The sequence below is a fragment of the Lachnoclostridium sp. genome (assembly GCF_031997925.1).
GTDB lineage: Bacteria > Bacillota > Clostridia > Lachnospirales > Lachnospiraceae > Lachnoclostridium.
On sequence record NZ_DAMADT010000010.1, the window covers coordinates 5,740 to 24,130 of the forward strand.

The 18,391-nt window shown below is 34.5% G+C and carries 9 protein-coding genes; all 9 read left to right on the forward strand.

Annotated features, from left to right (window positions below):
• Window positions 1-294: 294 nt before the first annotated feature.
• Window positions 295-1,251 (forward strand): NAD(P)H-dependent glycerol-3-phosphate dehydrogenase, encoded by a 957-nt coding sequence (locus RTP52_RS08650; protein ID WP_312102308.1) that lies wholly within the window; start codon window positions 295-297, stop codon window positions 1,249-1,251.
• Between the two features lie 69 nt (window positions 1,252-1,320).
• Window positions 1,321-2,103: a GNAT family N-acetyltransferase gene (locus RTP52_RS08655; RefSeq protein ID WP_312370592.1), complete on the forward strand. Its 783-nt coding sequence runs from the start codon at window positions 1,321-1,323 to the stop codon at window positions 2,101-2,103.
• Between the two features lie 438 nt (window positions 2,104-2,541).
• Complete coding sequence (locus RTP52_RS08660; RefSeq protein ID WP_312370594.1) at window positions 2,542-6,645, forward strand: hypothetical protein; 4,104 nt, start codon at window positions 2,542-2,544, stop codon at window positions 6,643-6,645.
• Between the two features lie 338 nt (window positions 6,646-6,983).
• A complete protein-coding gene (locus RTP52_RS08665) occupies window positions 6,984-9,215 on the forward strand; it encodes a cellulase family glycosylhydrolase (protein WP_312370596.1) in 2,232 nt (743 codons plus the stop codon).
• 867 nt (window positions 9,216-10,082) lie between these two features.
• A complete protein-coding gene (locus RTP52_RS08670) occupies window positions 10,083-10,502 on the forward strand; it encodes a putative ABC transporter permease (protein ID WP_312102319.1) in 420 nt (139 codons plus the stop codon).
• 670 nt (window positions 10,503-11,172) lie between these two features.
• The gene (locus RTP52_RS08675) at window positions 11,173-12,105 is read left to right on the forward strand and encodes an AraC family transcriptional regulator (RefSeq protein ID WP_312102321.1); all 933 of its coding nucleotides are present in this window, start codon (window positions 11,173-11,175) and stop codon (window positions 12,103-12,105) included.
• Between the two features lie 127 nt (window positions 12,106-12,232).
• On the forward strand, window positions 12,233-14,308 hold the full coding sequence (locus RTP52_RS08680) for a beta-glucosidase (RefSeq protein WP_312370599.1): 2,076 nt from the start codon (window positions 12,233-12,235) through the stop codon (window positions 14,306-14,308).
• Window positions 14,309-14,322: 14 nt separating this feature from the next.
• Window positions 14,323-15,654: an MFS transporter gene (locus tag RTP52_RS08685; RefSeq protein ID WP_312102325.1), complete on the forward strand. Its 1,332-nt coding sequence runs from the start codon at window positions 14,323-14,325 to the stop codon at window positions 15,652-15,654.
• Window positions 15,655-15,657: 3 nt separating this feature from the next.
• Window positions 15,658-18,024 carry a beta-glucosidase family protein gene (locus tag RTP52_RS08690; RefSeq protein ID WP_312370602.1) on the forward strand — a complete coding sequence of 789 codons (2,367 nt, stop codon included), beginning with the start codon at window positions 15,658-15,660 and terminating at the stop codon, window positions 18,022-18,024.
• The last annotated feature ends 367 nt before the right edge of the window (window positions 18,025-18,391 follow it).

The window sequence follows — 18,391 nt, forward strand, 5'->3', positions numbered from 1 at the left end:
ATCTACTACTCTATTTCGTGAGGATAGCTAGCATAAATCTACTACTCTATTTCGTGAGGATAGCTAGCATAAATCTACTACTCTATTTCGTAAGGGTAGCTAGCATAAATCTACTACTCTATTTCGTATGAGGTAGCTAGCTTAAATCTACTATTATTAAATTGATTTTAAAGGATAGAATGGTATAATTACAAAGAATACTATATACTGCATAAGAATATAAGCAGGTAACTATGAAAATCATAAGGATAGTTTTTCAGAAATTTTTTTGAGATTTAAGTTGGAGGTTAAGGAATGAAAATTACAGTAATAGGTTGTGGACGTTGGGGGTCCTTGATAACATGGTATTTAGATAAGATTGGTCAAGATGTTACATTATATGGACGTAAAGATTCTGAGCATATGCAAAGATTTATGCGTGAGAGAAAGAATGATTTACTGGAATTACCTCCATCCGTACAGTTGACAAATGAACTTGATACCGTGGAAAAATCAGAGATTATTGTAATTTCGATAAATTCTCAGGGACTTCAAAAGCTTATGGAAGAATTGAATCCACTTCATATACAAAATAAAATTATTGTCCTATGTATGAAAGGAATCGAAATCTCATCCGGAAGAAGATTAACTCAAATAGTAAATGATAACTTGGACTTCTCCAATGAGGTAGCAGTATGGCTTGGACCTGGTCATGTGCAAGAGTTCTACCGTGGGGTTCCGAACTGTATGGTAATTGACAGTAAGAACGAACAGGTTAAAAAGATGCTGGTGGATTCATTTTCGAGTGATTTGATTCGCTTTTACTACGGTCAAGACCTAATTGGTAATGAAATAGGTGCAGCAGCTAAGAATGTAATCGGTATAGCAGCAGGAATGTTGGATGGATTAGGCCTATCCTCGTTAAAAGGCGCCTTAATGTCTAGAGGAACGAGAGAAATTGCACGACTAATTAAGGCGATGGGGGGAAATGAATTATCAGCTTATGGATTGTGTCATTTAGGGGATTATGAAGCTACTATTTTCTCTATGTATAGCCATAATCGTCGTTATGGTGAAGCATTTGTTAAGAAGGAGGAGTTTGATAAATTAGCAGAAGGGTATTATACCGTGAAAGCGATTGTAAGTCTTGGGAAAAACTACGGAGTGGAATTACCTATTTGTATGGCTGTCTATGAGATTTTGTACCTTGAGAAGGATGCTTGGGAAACTTTGAATGGTCTATTTACCAGAACTATCAAATGTGAATTTTAATCGGGGGGATTTTCTAGAAAGAATAGGAGGATCTACAAGTAGTATTAATTGAAATGGAGGGGGGATATTATGTTAAGCAACAGTGAAATTTTTCAGATTGCAATGGAACAATCTGCGTATGATTTAAATTGTAATAGTATCGATTTTTTATCAATCAAGAATAAGGTTGTAATTTCCGAACATAGTCCACACGCAAGGAAATATTTGATTCTTCCATTCTACTGCAATCTTGTTTCTTATGGTTCCAATATAGTTGCATCAGTCGATAAAGAGATAGAGGATATCGTGAAGGAGTATATTAACACCCATCCGATAGAACATTGTTTTGAAACACCAAACCTGCATATCTTAAATGATGAACTACAGAAAAAGGATATGCGCGTCTGTTTCATGGCAGAGTATTTTCTACCTGATGTCAATAATTTAAGGGAGCTTCCTTGTGAATATGAGTTAAGAGTATTAAAAAAACCAGACTTTGCTACTCTTTACACTGGGGAATGGACGAATGCTTTATGCGAGACAAGAAAGGAACTTGATGTTTTAGCTGTGGCAGCTTATGATGGTGATAAAATAATAGGATTAGCTGGTTGTTCCGCAGACTGTGATACCATGTGGCAGATTGGAATTGATGTGCTTCCAGAGTACCGAAGAAAAGGTATCGCATCCGCATTAACAAGTCGATTAGCTCTTGAAATATTGCATCTAGGAAAGGTTCCGTTTTATTGCGCTGCATGGTCCAATATAAAGTCTGTACGTAATGCAATCAGAAGTGGATTTCGCCCAGCATGGATTGAAATGACCGCAAAAAGTATGGCATATATAAATAAAATGAACCAAACAAAAAAGGAATAGAGTATGTCATATGTAAATAAAATGAACCAAACAAAAAAGGAATAGAGTATGTCATAAGAAGTAAGTTGTATAAGCATACAATGTTTCTAACTATGTGAGAATTTTTATAATGCAAGTAGTTATGTTGTACATAGGATATGAAAGCAGAGATACTTAATAGGTATCTCTTTTTATTATTAAGAGGTTAGTGATGCGTATTCTTTTGGATTTGCATAGGGCAATGAGGTAGAGCTGGCAGCGTAAGCGGATTGCAAATACCGCTTTGACTGAGAAAAAAAGGAAACCATGAAAGCATGGATTTTTATAACAAAAACAAGTATAATAAAGCCTAGTTATTTTTTAAAATATAGATATTTTGTTGAAATTATCTTATAGATTTAATTACAATTACCCCAGTACATTATAAAATTTGAAGGCAGATGAAAGGGAGTACGAGAAATGCTATTATCCAAGCAGGAAAAACAACGTATATTAGAAATAGAACAGGAATATGAGAATAGTCTGTTAACGATAGAGGATTTAAATAAAAGTTATAAAGAAAGCAGAGCACTTTTGGAAAAACGAGAGCAGGAAATGAAGCAGCTTTTACAAAAAGTTTCTTTTTTTCAAAGTGAGATTGCTAAGTATAATGAAATTACCACTGAAGTAGAAGCTTATGTGAAAGAAAGAGAAGATCAGATTTCAAGATTAAACAGTGACATTGGAGATTATGAATCGAAACTAAAAACACTTCGTCTTGATAAAGATAGCCTCTCTAGCACAATAAAAGAAAAGCAGAAAGCTTATCTTGAATTAGAAAATAAATTAAAAGTTATGGAAGAGGAGCGATCAACAGAGAAAGAAAAGTTAGAATCGAATGAAAATCAGATAAAAGAACTAGCAAAGCTATTAGAAGAATCAGAAACCATTTTTACAGAAAAAGAGGGTGAAATTACTAAGCTTACTGAGAATGTGAAGAGTTTAGAGTCAGAACTTGAGGAAAAGACTTCGATTATTAAAAATAAGGTTGATCTAATTCATGGGTTAGAAGATGAAGAAAAAAAGCAAAAAGAAGAACTAATACAAAATAAAGCCCTGATTGAAAAACTAAAACTTGAGTCGGAGAGAGCAAAACAAGGTCAAGAAGAACTAGCTGTGCAATTTAAAGATATCAAAGTAAAATGCGAACAAGGGAACAATGAACTTACAACACTAAAGGAACAGCTTAAAAATAAAGAGTTAGAACATAACAAACTATTAGAGAACATAGAAAATCTTCAAAATGAATTAAATCAAAGTGAAGATCATCATGAGAGCATAAAGATTGAACTACTGCAAAGCAAAAATCATATCCAAGAATTAGAGAAGGAAAAAGAAATTCTTACAGAAGGACATAATGATTTAATTAATAAGCTAGAGGAAGAGAGGGCTAAGAATCAAGGCTTAACGAATTCTCTAGAGGAGATAAAAGCTCAAATTCGCCAAGCAAAACAGGAACTAGAAAAGACTTCATCGGAAACTTTATTAAAAGTAAAAGAGATTGAGGAACTCTCTAATCTTATTGAAGAATTAAAGGAAAAGCAAAAAACTTCGATGGAAGAATTCAATATTCTATCACAAAAATATGATAGCTTATCAATGGAAAAAGAAAAGCTATATGCTGATAAGGAGAATCTTGAAAGTTTAATAAATACTTCTAATAATGAGAAAGAGCAATTAACAAAGCAGCTAGAAAGCTTAAGTATAGAAGCTGAGACTTTGAAATCTAAAGTTAACGAGCTTGAAGAACTCTTGGAGCTATCAGGGGATGATGCTGTTCAAGTATCTGAGAAGCTAAAGAAGGCAATTGAAGAAAATAATAGGATACTAGAGGAAAAGGAAAAAGTTAAAAAGCAAGCTTTCAGTGAGATAGAAACTTTGAAAGAGAAATTCCAAGAAGAAAAATTAGAACTGAAAGATAAGTTTGAGCGAGAAATCGAGGAATATAAGAAACTTGCAAAACAAGAAAATGAAGAAATTAAGGTAAATGCAGAACAAGAGTTAGAAGAATATATAGCTCTTGCAGAGAAAGAGAAAGAAGATATAAGCAAACAAGCAGGGTTAGAATTAGAAGAATATAAGAAGCTTGCGAATCAAGAAAAAGAAGATATTAAAGCACAAGCAGAGCTAGAACTTGAGAAGTATAAGGTGCTTGCAAAGCAAGAAAAAGAAGAAATAGAGGTAAAAGCGGAACACGAATTAGAAGAATATATAGCTCTTACAGAGAAAGAGAAAGAAGAAATAAGAACGCAAGCAGAGCTAGAAGTAGAGGAATATAAGAAGCTTGCAAAGCAAGAAAAAGAAGAAGTAAAGGTAAAAGCGGAACAAGAGTTAGAAGAATATATTGCCCTTGCAGAGAAAGAGAAAGAAGATATAAGGGCGCAAGTAGAACAAGAATTTGAGGAATATAAGAAGCTTGCAAAACAAGAAAAAGAAGATATAAGGACGCAAGCAGAGCTACAATTAGAAGAATATAAGAAGCTTGCAGAACAAGAGTTAGAAGAATATATGACTCTTGTAGAAAAAGAAAAAGAAGATATCAGTAAACAAGTAGAACAAGAATTTGAGGAATATAAGAAGCTTGCAAAGCAAGAAAAAGAAGATGTAAGGGTAAAAGCAGAACAAGAAAAAGAAGAAATAAAGCTAAAAGCAGAACAAGAAAAAGAAGAAATAAAGCTAAAAGCAGAACAAGAGTTAGAAGAATATATTTCTCTTGTAGAGAAAGAGAAAGAAGATATAAGAACGCAAGCAGAAAAAGAATACGAGGAATACGCAGAGCTTGTGGCTCATAAGCAAGAAGAATTAAAGGAAAATGCTAGTAGGGAGCAAAAACTCTTAGAAGAGCAGATAGCAGCAATGATTCAAGAAAAAGAACATTTGATACAGCAGGTTAATAATTCAAGAGAAATAGAAATCAACTTAGAATCAAAGATTCATGAATTAGAAGAACTTATAGAATTATCGGAGGAGGAAGTTGCTGATATCTCTGAGAAATTAAAACAGTCTGTAACGGAAAAAGAGGCTATCAAAGAAAATTCGGAATCAGAACTTGAAGCATATAAGAAGCATGCAGAAAAAGAGAATGAGGATATTAAATTAGAAGCAGAACGACATATAGAGGAATATAAGAGGCTAAAAGAACAAGAAAAAGCAGAAATTAAATTCCAAGCAGCACAAGAGATAGAGGAATATAAGAAGCTAGCAGAGCAAGAAAAAGCAGAAATTAAATTCCAAGCAGCACAAGAGATAGAAGAATATAAGAAGATAGTAGAGCAAGTAAAAGAAGATAATAAATTCCAAACTGCACAGGAGTTGGAAGCTTATAAAAAGCTTGTAGAACAAGAAAATGAAGAAATTAAATTCCAAGCAGTACAAGAATTAGAAGTATATAAAAAGCTTGCAGAAAAAGAAAAGGAAGAAATATTATCTAACGCAAAACAAGAGTTAGAGGAACAAAAGGAATATGCAGAGCATGAGAAACATGAAATAATAGAGCAAGCTGTTCAGCAACTTGAAGAAATCAAGAATCTTGTGGCAATTGAAAAAGAAGAGATAATAGAAAATGCTAGAAAAGAGAAAAAACTCTTAGAAGAGCAGATAGCGAACGGATTCCAAGAAAAAGAGCAATTACAAGAATTTATCGAGGGTCTAAATAATGAAGAGAAATCCCTAAAATCTAAGCTTAGTGAGTTAGAGGATCATATAGAGTTAACGAAAGAAGAGTTGATTAATCTAAATGAGAAACTAAAGCAATCTGAGTTTGAAAATAAAAATCTAAGGGAAGAGAATCAGTTACTACAAGAACAAGCTAATAATAAGTTAGATTTACTTGAAGAGAAGTATGAGAAAGAAATTGATAGCTTAAAAGCTTCCGAGCAAAAAGTTCTTGATTTTGGCATACTAATAGATGAAAAGAATAGGCTTTTAGATCAAAGAAAAGAGCAGATTTATCAATTAGAACAAAAATTATATAGGATTAATCAAGAAGACTTAACAAAAGCGAATGATATTACTGAAAAGCGGGAGCAATTGGATCGACTGATTAATGACCAAGAAGAGCTTTCAACTGAGGTGAAGAAAGCACAAGAAATTATTAGCCAACTAGAAGAAAAAATAAAAGATGGTGAATCTGAAAAGAATACTTTATTAAGTAATTTACAACAAAAAGATGCAATCATGAACTCAGCAATGCTTGCATTAGAAAAGCAACGAGATATCTCTATTGAACAAACGATGAGTCTAGCGAAGCAAAAAGAAAGAGTAGAAGAACAGACCACTGTGATACAGCAATTGGTTGACAAAAATGAGGAACTTCAACAAAATTATAATAGATTAACTAATGAAATCACTGAGTTAAAACAGAAGGATAAAACAGTAAGAGAACATGATGTAATCAATGCAGAAGAGCTTCATAAGGAAAAGCAATTATTAGAAACAAAGCTAGAAGAAAAAGATAATAAAATAGATGAATTAGAAACTCAGATTATTGAGTTAATGGTTGAGCTTGAAAGTAAAAATAGGTAAAAGTGAAACCAACATTAAATTAGGCGTAAAGACGAAAAGAGATAATACTATGTTATGTGAAGGCATAGTAGTTATCTCTTTTTTATATTTAAAGTATTAATATTATTTCATAGAAAAAAAATCTTATAGTAATTTACGTGGTATATATACAAAGGTGATTTATTTTAAGCACATAATTATAATAGTCGGAAATTATCGTTAAAAACAATATCGTTTGTGAAAATGTTATAAAATAATATAAAACATGTATAATTTCATGGGTTGAAAATTGTAAAAAAATGGTATATGATTTTTCTAGGACATACAGTCCTATCAAATAATTATAAGGAGGAATAGCAATGAAAAGAAAACTGAAACAAACGTGTGCTGTTTTAGTGGCAGTTGCAACAATGATAGCGTCGTTGCAATGGGGGAGAGAGCCAGTACAAGCAGCAACAGCAGACGGCCTGACCTCTCAACAGTATGTTGAGGCGATGGGTGCAGGTTGGAACTTAGGAAATTCCTTTGATGGTTTTGACTCAGATACCTCAAAACCAGATCAAGGCGAGACCGCTTGGGGAAATCCTAAGGTTACAAAAGAGTTAATCCATGCAGTCAAGCTAAAAGGCTATAGTAGTATCCGTATACCATTAACCCTAACCCGTAGATATACGGAGAGTAATGGTGTTTGTACTATTGATAGTGCATGGATAGCACGTTACAAAGAAGTAGTAGATTATGCGGTTGCAGAAGGTTTATACGTAATGATAAATATTCACCATGATTCATGGATATGGTTATCTTCATGGGATGGTAATAAGAGTTCTGTACAGTATGTAAGATTTACTCAAATGTGGGATCAACTAGCGAAGGCATTTAAAGATTATCCGCTACAAGTTTGTTTCGAAACGATAAATGAGCCACAATTTAATGCCTCCGGAAGTATTACAGCACAAAATAAAACAGATATGATTAACCAAGCAGCTTATAACATTATTCGTGCTTCTGGTGGATCGAATGCAAAGAGAATGATTGTTTTACCAACATTGAATACGAACCATGATAATAGTACACCATTGGCTGATTTCATAACCAAATTGAATGACCCAAATGTAATTGCAACGGTTCATTATTATAGTGAATGGGTATTTAGTGCAAATCTAGGTAAGACAGGTTTTGATGAGGATTTATGGGGAAATGGTGATTACAGTCCTCGTGACGCTGCAAATAAGGCATTTGATACCATTTCTAATGCATTTACTGCGAAAAAAATAGGCGTAGTCATCGGAGAATATGGCCTTTTAGGTTATGACTCTGGTACTGAATGTAATCAACCGGGTGAAGAATTAAAATATTATGAGTATATGAGTTATTTAGCTAGACAAAAGAAAATCTGCTTAATGTTCTGGGATAACGGATCTGGAATTAACCGTAACGATTCTAAGTATAGCTGGAAAAAACCTTTGGTTGGAAATATGTTAGAAGCATCTATGACAGGTCGTTCCTCTTATGCAACCGGTCTTGATACCATTTACTTAAACAGTAGTCCTTCTAATGATATTAATATCCCACTTACTCTAAATGGGAATACATTTGTTGGAGTAACAGGATTAACTAGTGGTACTGATTTTACGTACAACCAATCCAGTGCAACGCTGACATTAAAAGCTTCCTACGTGAAGAGGGTTTATGATGCTATGGGAAGTAATTTCGGTACTATAGCTGATTTAGTGATTAAGTTTTCAAGCGGAGCTGATTGGCATGAGTATTTAGTGAAATTCAAAGCACCAGTATTTCAAAATATGAACGGAACTGTATCCAATGGAATTAATATTCCAGTTCAGTTTAACGGAAGTAAACTCCGTCGTTCAACAGCGTATATAGGTTCTAATCGAGTTGGTCCGAATCAAAGCTGGTGGATGTATTTAGAGTATAGTACAACTTATGTGGCTAACTATGATAACAATATTTTAACGATTAAGCCTGATTTCTTTAAGGATGGTTCTGTTTATGATGGAACTATATCATTTGAGATGGAGTTTTATGATGGCCAAAAGACAAAATATAATCTTAATAAGTCTAATGGTAACATAACAGGAACTGCAACAGCGGTAACTCCTACGCCAACCCCAACGGCGACTCCAACCCCAACGGCGACTCCAACCCCAACTGTAACACCAAAACCATCAATAACTCCGTCAGTAACTCCAACACCAACCGTGACACCAAAGCCAACAATAACTCCAACAGCAACCCCTACTCCGACACCAATTCCAGGAACAGGTCCAGTCACATTAAAATACGAAGTAACGAATACTTGGGATAAACATACACAGGCAAATATCACATTAACCAATACCACTAGTACAGCATTAAAGAATTTTGTTGTATCATTTACTTACAAAGGGTATATAGACCAAATATGGGCTGCAGATTTGGTTAGTCAGAATTCGGGTACTATTACAGTGAAGGGACCAGCGTGGGCGATGAATCTAGATCCAGGGCAAAGCATGACCTTCGGATTTATTGCTACTCATGATACTCCGTCAGTAGCTCCGCCATCGAATGTGACATTGGTTAGTTCGAATTAAAATTGTTTTCAAGTTTAGAATTGACATCATTGCGTTTACAAATAAATTAAATTAATTCAATCACTGATATCGTAAAAAGCGATTAGGATATTCAGTCTGAGTTAATGACTATGATAGAAATATCAAAAAAACTAGGTTATCATTCTTACTTTATACAGTGTTGGATAACCTAGTTTTTTCTAATGATTATTTTATTAGAAGAGTTGAATAGTTCGTGAATATATTTCCATTAAGAGATTATCCTAGGGGGAAAAGTGTAGGTTTTGGTCTAGAAATGTATAGTAATAAGAAATTATAAAAAAATAAATAAAATGAAAATAATGATAGGAAGTTCTGGTAATGCTGATTGACATAGCGGCTATCTCCTATAGTACCGTAAGAATTTTTAGATCAAAAAGATAGCATACTAATATGGAAAATACTATAGAAGGAAATACTATAGAGGAAATACTATAGAAGGAAAATACTATAGAAGGAAGTCAAACTAGTATATTACCATCGAGGAGATTATTATTGAAAATAATATAGTTAAAAAGAATATAATCGAAAGAATATTATCGTAAAGAAGACATCGTTAGAATATAAACAAGAAGAATGGAAAGTCAGGGATTGTGCTTGAACGTAGGCAGATTCAATCAGAATGGCTCAATGCAGGACAATGCGCTCTTTGTGAGGTTGAATTTATCAATCAAAACGAGAATAATAAAGGGAAAGGATTAAATTTTTCTTTACATAAAAAGACTAAAGCTCACCAGATATTTTCAGGAATTGTATAAAAAATCAAACTTTCCATATACTATAGTCTTTAGAAGTTATTCTCAGCATTGAAACCTAATCATAGGAGAAACTATAATTAGGAGGAATGTTATGAAAACTTTGATTAATAAATATTTGACATTATTTTTTATTGGCGGAGCATTATATCTGTTAATCGAAATTATTTCAAGACGTGGTTATACTCATTGGACTATGGGCATTGTAGGTGGAATTTGTTTTGTATTAATTGGAATGATAGACAAATTCCTTCCAAGATCTCCTTTTTGGTTACAAGCATTATTAGGAGGAGTTATCGTAACTATAGTTGAATTAATCTCAGGAATACTAATTAATATAGTATTCCAATTAGATGTGTGGGATTATTCAAATCATGCATTTCAAATACTAGGGCAGGTTTGTTTACCTTTTTCAATGCTTTGGTGTATCTTATCTAGTTTCGCCATTATATTGGATGATTACTTAAGATATTGGTTATTTGGCGAAAATAGGCCGCATTATCATTTTTTTTAGAAAATATGCTTGTTTCTTTAAGTAATGAGGAGTGTAAAATCACTCCTCATTACTTGTTTATGTGTATTTAGTGGGCTACGCTCTAACGAATGCAAGTCTCAACTACTTTAACACCAACTGTGTGAGAGTATGGAATGAGGGTGAAACTGAACATGTAGATAATTGTTATATCATCATTGGTATGGCAGCTTTTTTTTGCTCAAAAATAAATTGGGCAGAAAAAAATTCTAAATAACGTAAGCGGATTGCGAATATCCGCTTTGACTTTTCTTTTATTAAAACAATCTAATATTAGCACTATACCCATACAAATCAATTAAAAATCATAATGATAATGACAAAAGTATCAGAGAAGGATTTATGATATACTGTCATAATAAAAGCTACCAGGATTTTTATCTGGATATTCTGATTGGATGGAATGCGACAATAATTCTTTCGTTAGAGCAATACCAACTCATCTTACAAAATATTCCGTACCTCTGATATAAAAAAGTGGTATTATTGTTAATTGATATAATTTTACTAAATCAAAACTTAAAAATATATAAAAAATAATATAAAAACCGAAAGTAAATATATAAGATGTCCAAAAACAAGATGTAACAAGTCTGTTTATGAGAACAATATGACTAAAAAAATGATAATATAAGAATAGGAGAGATGCAATATGAATAATTACAATTTTGAACTAATTGAATACAATAATTTTCGGAGTGCAAGAATATTTATTACATCTATAAAATATTCTAATTTTCATTGGCATTATGAATATGAATTTGTATTTGTTTTGAAAGGAAGTATAAAGATTAATACGCGACCAGAAGCTGTAATTCTACAAGAAGGAGATATTATTTTATTAAACTCCAAAACAATACATGAACTACAGTGTACCAACGACAATAATCTTTTGCTTTTTATTCAAATTGTACCAGAACTGTTTTGTATCGAAAAAAATGAAAATAGAGATTATTATTTTTATTTGAACAGCAAAAACCAAAGAATGCAGCCTAAATGTAATATTGATATTTTCACACAGCTAGTATCTCAGATTGGATTATCTAATTTGAGGGAAAAAATTTGTGAAACGGCAAGCTTACGAACAAGGGCCCTAGTTTTAATGCTAGTAGCCGAATGCTTTGAGAATCTCTCTTATGATATCTATCAGAAGTCTTCAGGTGAAAAACGAAATGAAAACAACAATAATTTTCTAATGACTTGTATTGATTATATTCAGAATCATTTTAAAAATGAGTTTGTACTAGAAGATATGTACAAAGAAATTGGAATGAGTGAAAAGAGCGTCCATAGATTTTTAACAAGCAATCTAGGGATTTCTGCTAAAAAACTATTGACCGAACGCCGCATTGATGAAGCTAGAAGACTACTGAAATATACGGATAAGCAAATAGGCATAATAGCCGATTTGGTAGGATTTCAATCGGACAAGACATTCTATCGTGTATTTAAGACAGAAGTGGGAATTACACCAAATGAATATCGGAGCAATGGAGGTTGCTTAAACAACGATATGGAAATTAAGGGATATCTTACTTGGAGTGAAAAGGAAGCACATGGATTACTTATCCGATACAGTAATTGATAAATAAAGGAGCATTCCTGTAATTAACGGCTATGAGCCATTCTGTTCTAAGCAGTAATACGATTAATAGCATGAGAAAAAAGAGTTAATGAAAGAAAAAATAAGAATATATAAGGAGGCAATTTTTATGAGTATCACGAAAGACCAAAGACTTAGTTACACAAAGGAAGCAAAAAGAATTTTGGATACATTGAACTTAGAAGAGAAAGTTTCTCTTATGGGAGGAAACGTCACTTTAGAAGGAATGATGCAGGACATGATGTCAGATCCTTTGAATAAACATTACAATTATTTTCCATACCCAGCAGGTGGGATAGAAAAGGAAAATATTCCACCAATGTTATTTTGTGATGGGCCAAGAGGAGTTGTTTGCGGAACTGGAAAAAGTACTTGTTTTCCGGTATCCATGTGTAGAGGAGCTTCTTTTGATACAGAGCTAGAGGAGAAAATAGGACGTGCCATTGCAGAAGAAATCCGTGCTTATAAAGGAAACTTGTTTGCAGGTGTGTGTATTAATCTCCCTTATAATCCTGGTTGGGGAAGAAGCCAAGAGACCTACGGAGAAGAATCTTACCATATCGGTGAAATGGGAAGTTCTTTGGCAAAAGGCATTCAAGAGGAAAATGTAATTGCTTGTATTAAGCATTTTGCTTTTAATCAGATGGAAATTTCTAGATTTAAAGTGGATGTAAAATGTGATAAACGTACAGAGCGAGAAGTATTTTTACCACATTTCAAAAAATGTATCGATCGTGGAGCAGCAAGCGTTATGAGTGCTTACAATTTATATCAAGGTACCCATTGCGGTCATAGTGATTACCTACTAAATGAAGTCTTGAAAAAGGAATGGGATTTTGATGGATTTGTAATGAGTGATTTCATTTGGGGTGTGAAAGATACGGTAGAAGCAGCTAATGGAGGACAGGATATAGAAATGTGTTGTACACAGTTTTTTGGTGAAAAACTAGTACAGGCGGTTAAGGATGGACTTGTAGCTGAATCTAAAATAGATGAGGCAGCATTACGAATTATAAGAACATTGTTGGCTTCCCAGACAGAAAATGCATCTAGGAAAGAAATTTCTGAAGAAAAAATTGGCTGTAAGGAACATATTGACCTTGCCCTGCAATCCGCAAGAGAAGGAATTACCTTAATAAAAAATGAAAATGAAATTCTTCCATTATCCAAGGAAGCAATTAAGAAAACAGTGGTACTTGGAAAACTCGGAAAAAAAGAGAACATAGGAGATCATGGTTCTAGCTGGGTATTTCCGAAATATGTGGTTTCACCAATTCAAGGAATTGCCAATGTTTCACCAAAATCTCAAGTTATATTTTATGACGGAGAGGATATAGAGCATGCCAAAGAATTGGCCAAAGAAGCGGACGCAGTTGTTTTTGTGGTTGGATATGATCATGACGATGAGGGCGAATATGTTTCAGAAGCCCAAAGTGAAGGATATACTGGTTCAATGGGAGGAGACCGCAAGGATTCTTTGGGGTTACATAAAAACGAGATCAAACTAATTCAAGAAGTAGGTCCTATAAATAAAAATTCCGTTGCTGTCTTAATCGGCGGTAATATGATTATGATTGAGGAATGGAAAAAAGATGTTAATGCGATTATGATGGCATATTATCCAGGAATGGAAGGTGGTACAGCGATTGCTGAGATTCTGTTTGGTGATGTGAATCCAAGTGGAAAATTACCGTTTGTGATTCCTTATAAAGAAAGCGATTTACCACAGGTAGATTGGGATACGGAATCTCAATATTATGATTATTATCATGGGTACACTAAATTGGAAAAGGAAGGCGTTAAACCATCCATTCCATTTGGTTATGGGCTTTCTTATACCGAGTTTAAACTAGAAGATATTGTTTTTTCTACTAATGGGAATTCTATCAGTGCCGACGCAACCATAACAAACATAGGAAAACGAGAGGGTACGGAAGTTGTACAAATGTATGTTGGATTTTCTAATTCTTCCATAGACAGACCAGTTAAAATATTAAGAGGATTTAGCCGAGTATCTTTAAATGCAGGCGAAAGTAAAAGAGTTGAGATAGAATGTCCAGTAAGTGAATTGTGCTGGTATAACGAAGCAAATGGAAAAATGGAATTGGAGCATATGACCTATGAAGTTTATCTGGGTACAAGCAGTGACAGTCAAGACTTGACCCAAGGTACGATTGTACTATAGGAAGGAAAGTGACTATGAAGGATAAAGTATCTTTTAAGGAAAAATTAGCTTTCGGATTTGGAGATGTAGGTTGTAATTTTGTATGGACAACTGTCAGTGCCTTTTTAACACTTTATTATACGGATAATGTTGGGCTAAGCGCAGCAGTGGTAGGAACAATTATGCTTGTTACAAGGCTTTTGGATGGGGTAACCGATTTGTGTTTTGGAACTATTTTGGATAGGACACATACAAAAATGGGAAAAGCGAGACCTTGGATTTTATGGAGCACCCCAATGATGGCGATAGGCCTGATACTATTATTCAATGTACCTATGGGTCTTGAGAATACTGGAAAAGTAGTATATGCGTCAGTGACTTATGTATTTGTTGCAGCATTTGCCTATACAGCAAGTAATCTATCTTATAATGCATTACTTTCTCTTATGACAGATGATCAACAGACGCGTGCATCTGCAAGTACCATCCGCTTTATTTGTACGATGATTACTGCAATTATGATTTCCAGTATCACGATTCCGCTAGTTGAAAAATTTGGCTGGGGTACCACTTCGGTTATTTATGCAGTATTGTCGTCAATCGCTTTTATGATTACTTTTTTCGGAACAAAAGAACGTTATACACCACAAAAAGCAGAAATGAAAGAAGACATCTCTGTGATTGAGAGCTTTAAGGTTTTATTTAAAAACAGATATTTTATATCCATTACTTTACTTTTTGTAATCACTTATTTAATACAAGGAGCAGGATCTGGTATTGGTATTTATTTTGCAAGAGATATTTTGGGAGATGCCAAAATCTATGGATTAATTACTATGGCAACCATGATTCCTCTGATATTCGGATTACCATTATTCCCAATTTTGACAAGGAAGATAGGAAAATGGAAATGCATGATGGGAGGACTTGCTCTTCAAATGATAGGTTCCATAATTGTGTTATTGGCTCCGACCAATTTAACGGTTGTTCTAATTGGACTTGTTATTAAAGGTGTAGGCGTTGCACCGAATACGGCAGGACTTTTTGCAATTGTTGCCGATGCGATTGATTATGGTGAATGGAAAACAGGAGTGCGACAAGATGGCCTTACCAATAGTGCAACCAGCTTTGGGATGAAAGTTGGAACAGGACTCGGTAGCGCACTTGTAGGATGGGGACTTGCATTAGGTAAGTATGATGCAACTTTGGCTGTACAATCGGAATCCGCGCTTAACGTAATCAAATTTTTATATGTAGGATTGCCAATTATCGGACTTTTATTTGCAATGATATTCCTTGGATATTCCAATATTGACAAAATTTATCCGCAAATCGAGGAGGATTTAAAGCAAAGAAGGGAGAAATAGAATATGGAAATGTATTTGGATAAAACTTTAACAGCAAGAGAAAGAGCGCAGGATTTACTTAGTAAGTTAACACTTCCGGAAAAGGTCAATCAATTGTCTACTCATATGATTCCAGCACCTATTCCAGGAATTGAAGAAGGCTTTTCACTGGAAAATGGAATCGGGCAGTTGGCAATCATGGGCGGCAAAGAAGAACCCAAAGCACATGCTGCCATGATTCGTAAGTTACAGGATAAGGTAATGGCTTCTAGTCGTCTACGAATTCCAGCAGTGATTCATTGTGAAGCATTAAGCGGGCCGGTGTTTCCAAATGCCTTAACATATCCTACTTCCATTAGTTTAGGTGCTTCTTTTGATCCAGAAATGGTAAGAGAGATGGGCGATAAAATACGAAGACAGATGGTAGCAGTGGGCGCAAGACAGGCATTGTCGCCAGTATTAGATATCGCAAGAGATCTTAGATGGGGTCGTATTAACGAAACTTACGGAAATGACCCAACACTTGTATCAGAAATGGCATGTGCTTTCATATCAGGCCTACAGGGGAGTGATCACACGAAAGGTGTAGCGGCGACGGCAAAACACTTTTTAGGTTATTCAATCACTGAAGGTGGAATTAACATGGCAAAGACGATGCTGGATGGAAGGGAAACAAGAGAAGTTCATGCGAAACCATTTGAAGCTGCCATTCGGAAAGCAGACTTATTATCTGTGATGAATTCTTATGCAGAAATGGAAGGAAGACCTGTTTGCGCTTCTAAAGCAATTTTGAATGATTTACTACGAGAGGATCTCGGTTTTGACGGATTGGTTGTAAGTGACTACATGTCGGTGGATCGATTGGTAAATAATTTCCATGTAGCAAAAGATTTACAGGATGCAGCAATCCAATGTCTGAAAGCTGGATTGGATGTAGAATGTCCAAATCCATCCGCTTACAATCATAACTTGGTGGAAGCTGTGGAAAAAGGTCTGTTAGACGAGAAATATGTGGATCGTTCTTGTTTAAGAAGCTTAGAGTTGAAATTTAAATTAGGTTTATTTGAGAATCCATATCCACAAGAGGATTCCGTCATAGAAAAAGTATATACAGACGAGAGTCTAGAGTTAGGAAGTCTAGAAGCAAGTAGAAAGGCAATGACTTTAACGAAAAATGACGGTATTCTTCCAATAAAAGATAAGAATGCCAGAATCCTAGTAGTAGGACCTACTGGCAACAGCCTACGAAAAATGTGGTCAACCTATACTGCAGTGGGGATGGAAGAAATGCTTCTTGGTAATATGGCAGCAATGGCAGGGTTAGAAGGTGGCTCTGGTCAGATGGATGCGGATTCCATATTTGGAGGGAAAGTAGATAACGACGTGGTAGAAACATTAATTCGCAGACGTTATCCACAGGCAAGAACTATTTTCCATGCATTAAATGAAAAATATCCAAACGTAGAGTATCTTATGGGATGTGATTATAAGGATCCAGACAAGACTTATATAGAAGCAGCAGTAGAAGCTGCAAAAAGGGCAGATATAGTAATCGTAACAGTTGGTGGAAAGAATGGTTATGGTGGACATAGCACAAACGGAGAAGGTGTAGATACTGCAAGTGCGGGTCTTCCAGGAGCACAAGAAGAACTTCTGCAAAAAGTTGGAGAAGCAAATCCTAATTTTGTAGTGGTGCATACCGATGCAAAACCATTGGTAAGTAGCAATGCATACGAGAATGCAAAAGCTGTTTTAGAAGGCTGGTTATGTTGTACTTATGCAGGGCAAGCAATTGCCGAAACACTCTCAGGAGAAAATAATCCAGGCGGTAGATTACAACAGGATGTTCCTTATGGAGATGGCGTTTATACTTATCATTATCAGCAAAATGCAAGTCATTATAAAACATTACAATCCTTGGGTTCCGCTACCTATAATGACCAAAAAGGAGTTGTTGCAAGACCTTTTGGATATGGACTTAGCTATACAGATTTTGAATACAGCAATGCAAAAATGAATGTTTTAGAAGAAGCAATTCCAGTTCTACAGATTTGCGTTGATGTAAAGAACACAGGAAACACCCATGGAGATGAAGTAGTACAGCTTTATGGAAAAGATGTAATTGGAAGTATGATTCGTCCTATTCGTGAACTTCTTGGATTTAAGCGAATTAGTTTGCTTCCTGGAGAAGTAAAAACAGTTACATTTGATTTCAAGCTAGACATATTATCCTTTATCAATGAGGAAAAAGAATGGATTTGTGAAGCAGGTGAATATAACTTCTTCCTTGCAAAAGACAGTGAAGACGAAAGTTTGTGCTTAAAGTATGAACTTCCTAAAACATTGCAAGTAGATTATACAAAGAGAGATTTCTTTGCTAAAGCAGAATAGAATTAGATCAATTAAATGTAATGAAGCGTCATATCATTGATATGACGCTTTTTTTCGTATAGATGAACTGATGAATAAGATTAATAGATGGGCGAATGAATACCGTAGACTGAAATTAATTATACTTACTTATAAATATTGGTAGTTTATGGATGAAATCAGTTGGATTTTATGGTATATTTTAATAGCGTAGATATACATACAGATATTGCAGATTCAAGATATAAAAATTTTAGAAATATGAGACTGAAATAATATAAGTAATTTAACCTCATTAGGGAAGCCCCCCGCTTCTGTAAGCGGGGGTAAGGACTTGCCTGTTTTAAAATGCCACGTAGTGGTAATGAGGTAGAGCTGGTAGCGTAAA

Bases quoted from the DNA above. Each gene is read 5' to 3' on its own strand.
- RTP52_RS08685 (WP_312102325.1), top strand. From the start codon at position 14,323: ATGAAGGATAAAGTATCTTTTAAGGAAAAATTAGCTTTCGGATTTGGA.
- RTP52_RS08650 (WP_312102308.1), top strand. From the start codon at position 295: ATGAAAATTACAGTAATAGGTTGTGGACGTTGGGGGTCCTTGATAACA.
- RTP52_RS08660 (WP_312370594.1), top strand. From the start codon at position 2,542: ATGCTATTATCCAAGCAGGAAAAACAACGTATATTAGAAATAGAACAG.
- RTP52_RS08670 (WP_312102319.1), top strand. From the start codon at position 10,083: ATGAAAACTTTGATTAATAAATATTTGACATTATTTTTTATTGGCGGA.
- RTP52_RS08675 (WP_312102321.1), top strand. From the start codon at position 11,173: ATGAATAATTACAATTTTGAACTAATTGAATACAATAATTTTCGGAGT.
- RTP52_RS08655 (WP_312370592.1), top strand. From the start codon at position 1,321: ATGTTAAGCAACAGTGAAATTTTTCAGATTGCAATGGAACAATCTGCG.
- RTP52_RS08690 (WP_312370602.1), top strand. From the start codon at position 15,658: ATGGAAATGTATTTGGATAAAACTTTAACAGCAAGAGAAAGAGCGCAG.
- RTP52_RS08665 (WP_312370596.1), top strand. From the start codon at position 6,984: ATGAAAAGAAAACTGAAACAAACGTGTGCTGTTTTAGTGGCAGTTGCA.
- RTP52_RS08680 (WP_312370599.1), top strand. From the start codon at position 12,233: ATGAGTATCACGAAAGACCAAAGACTTAGTTACACAAAGGAAGCAAAA.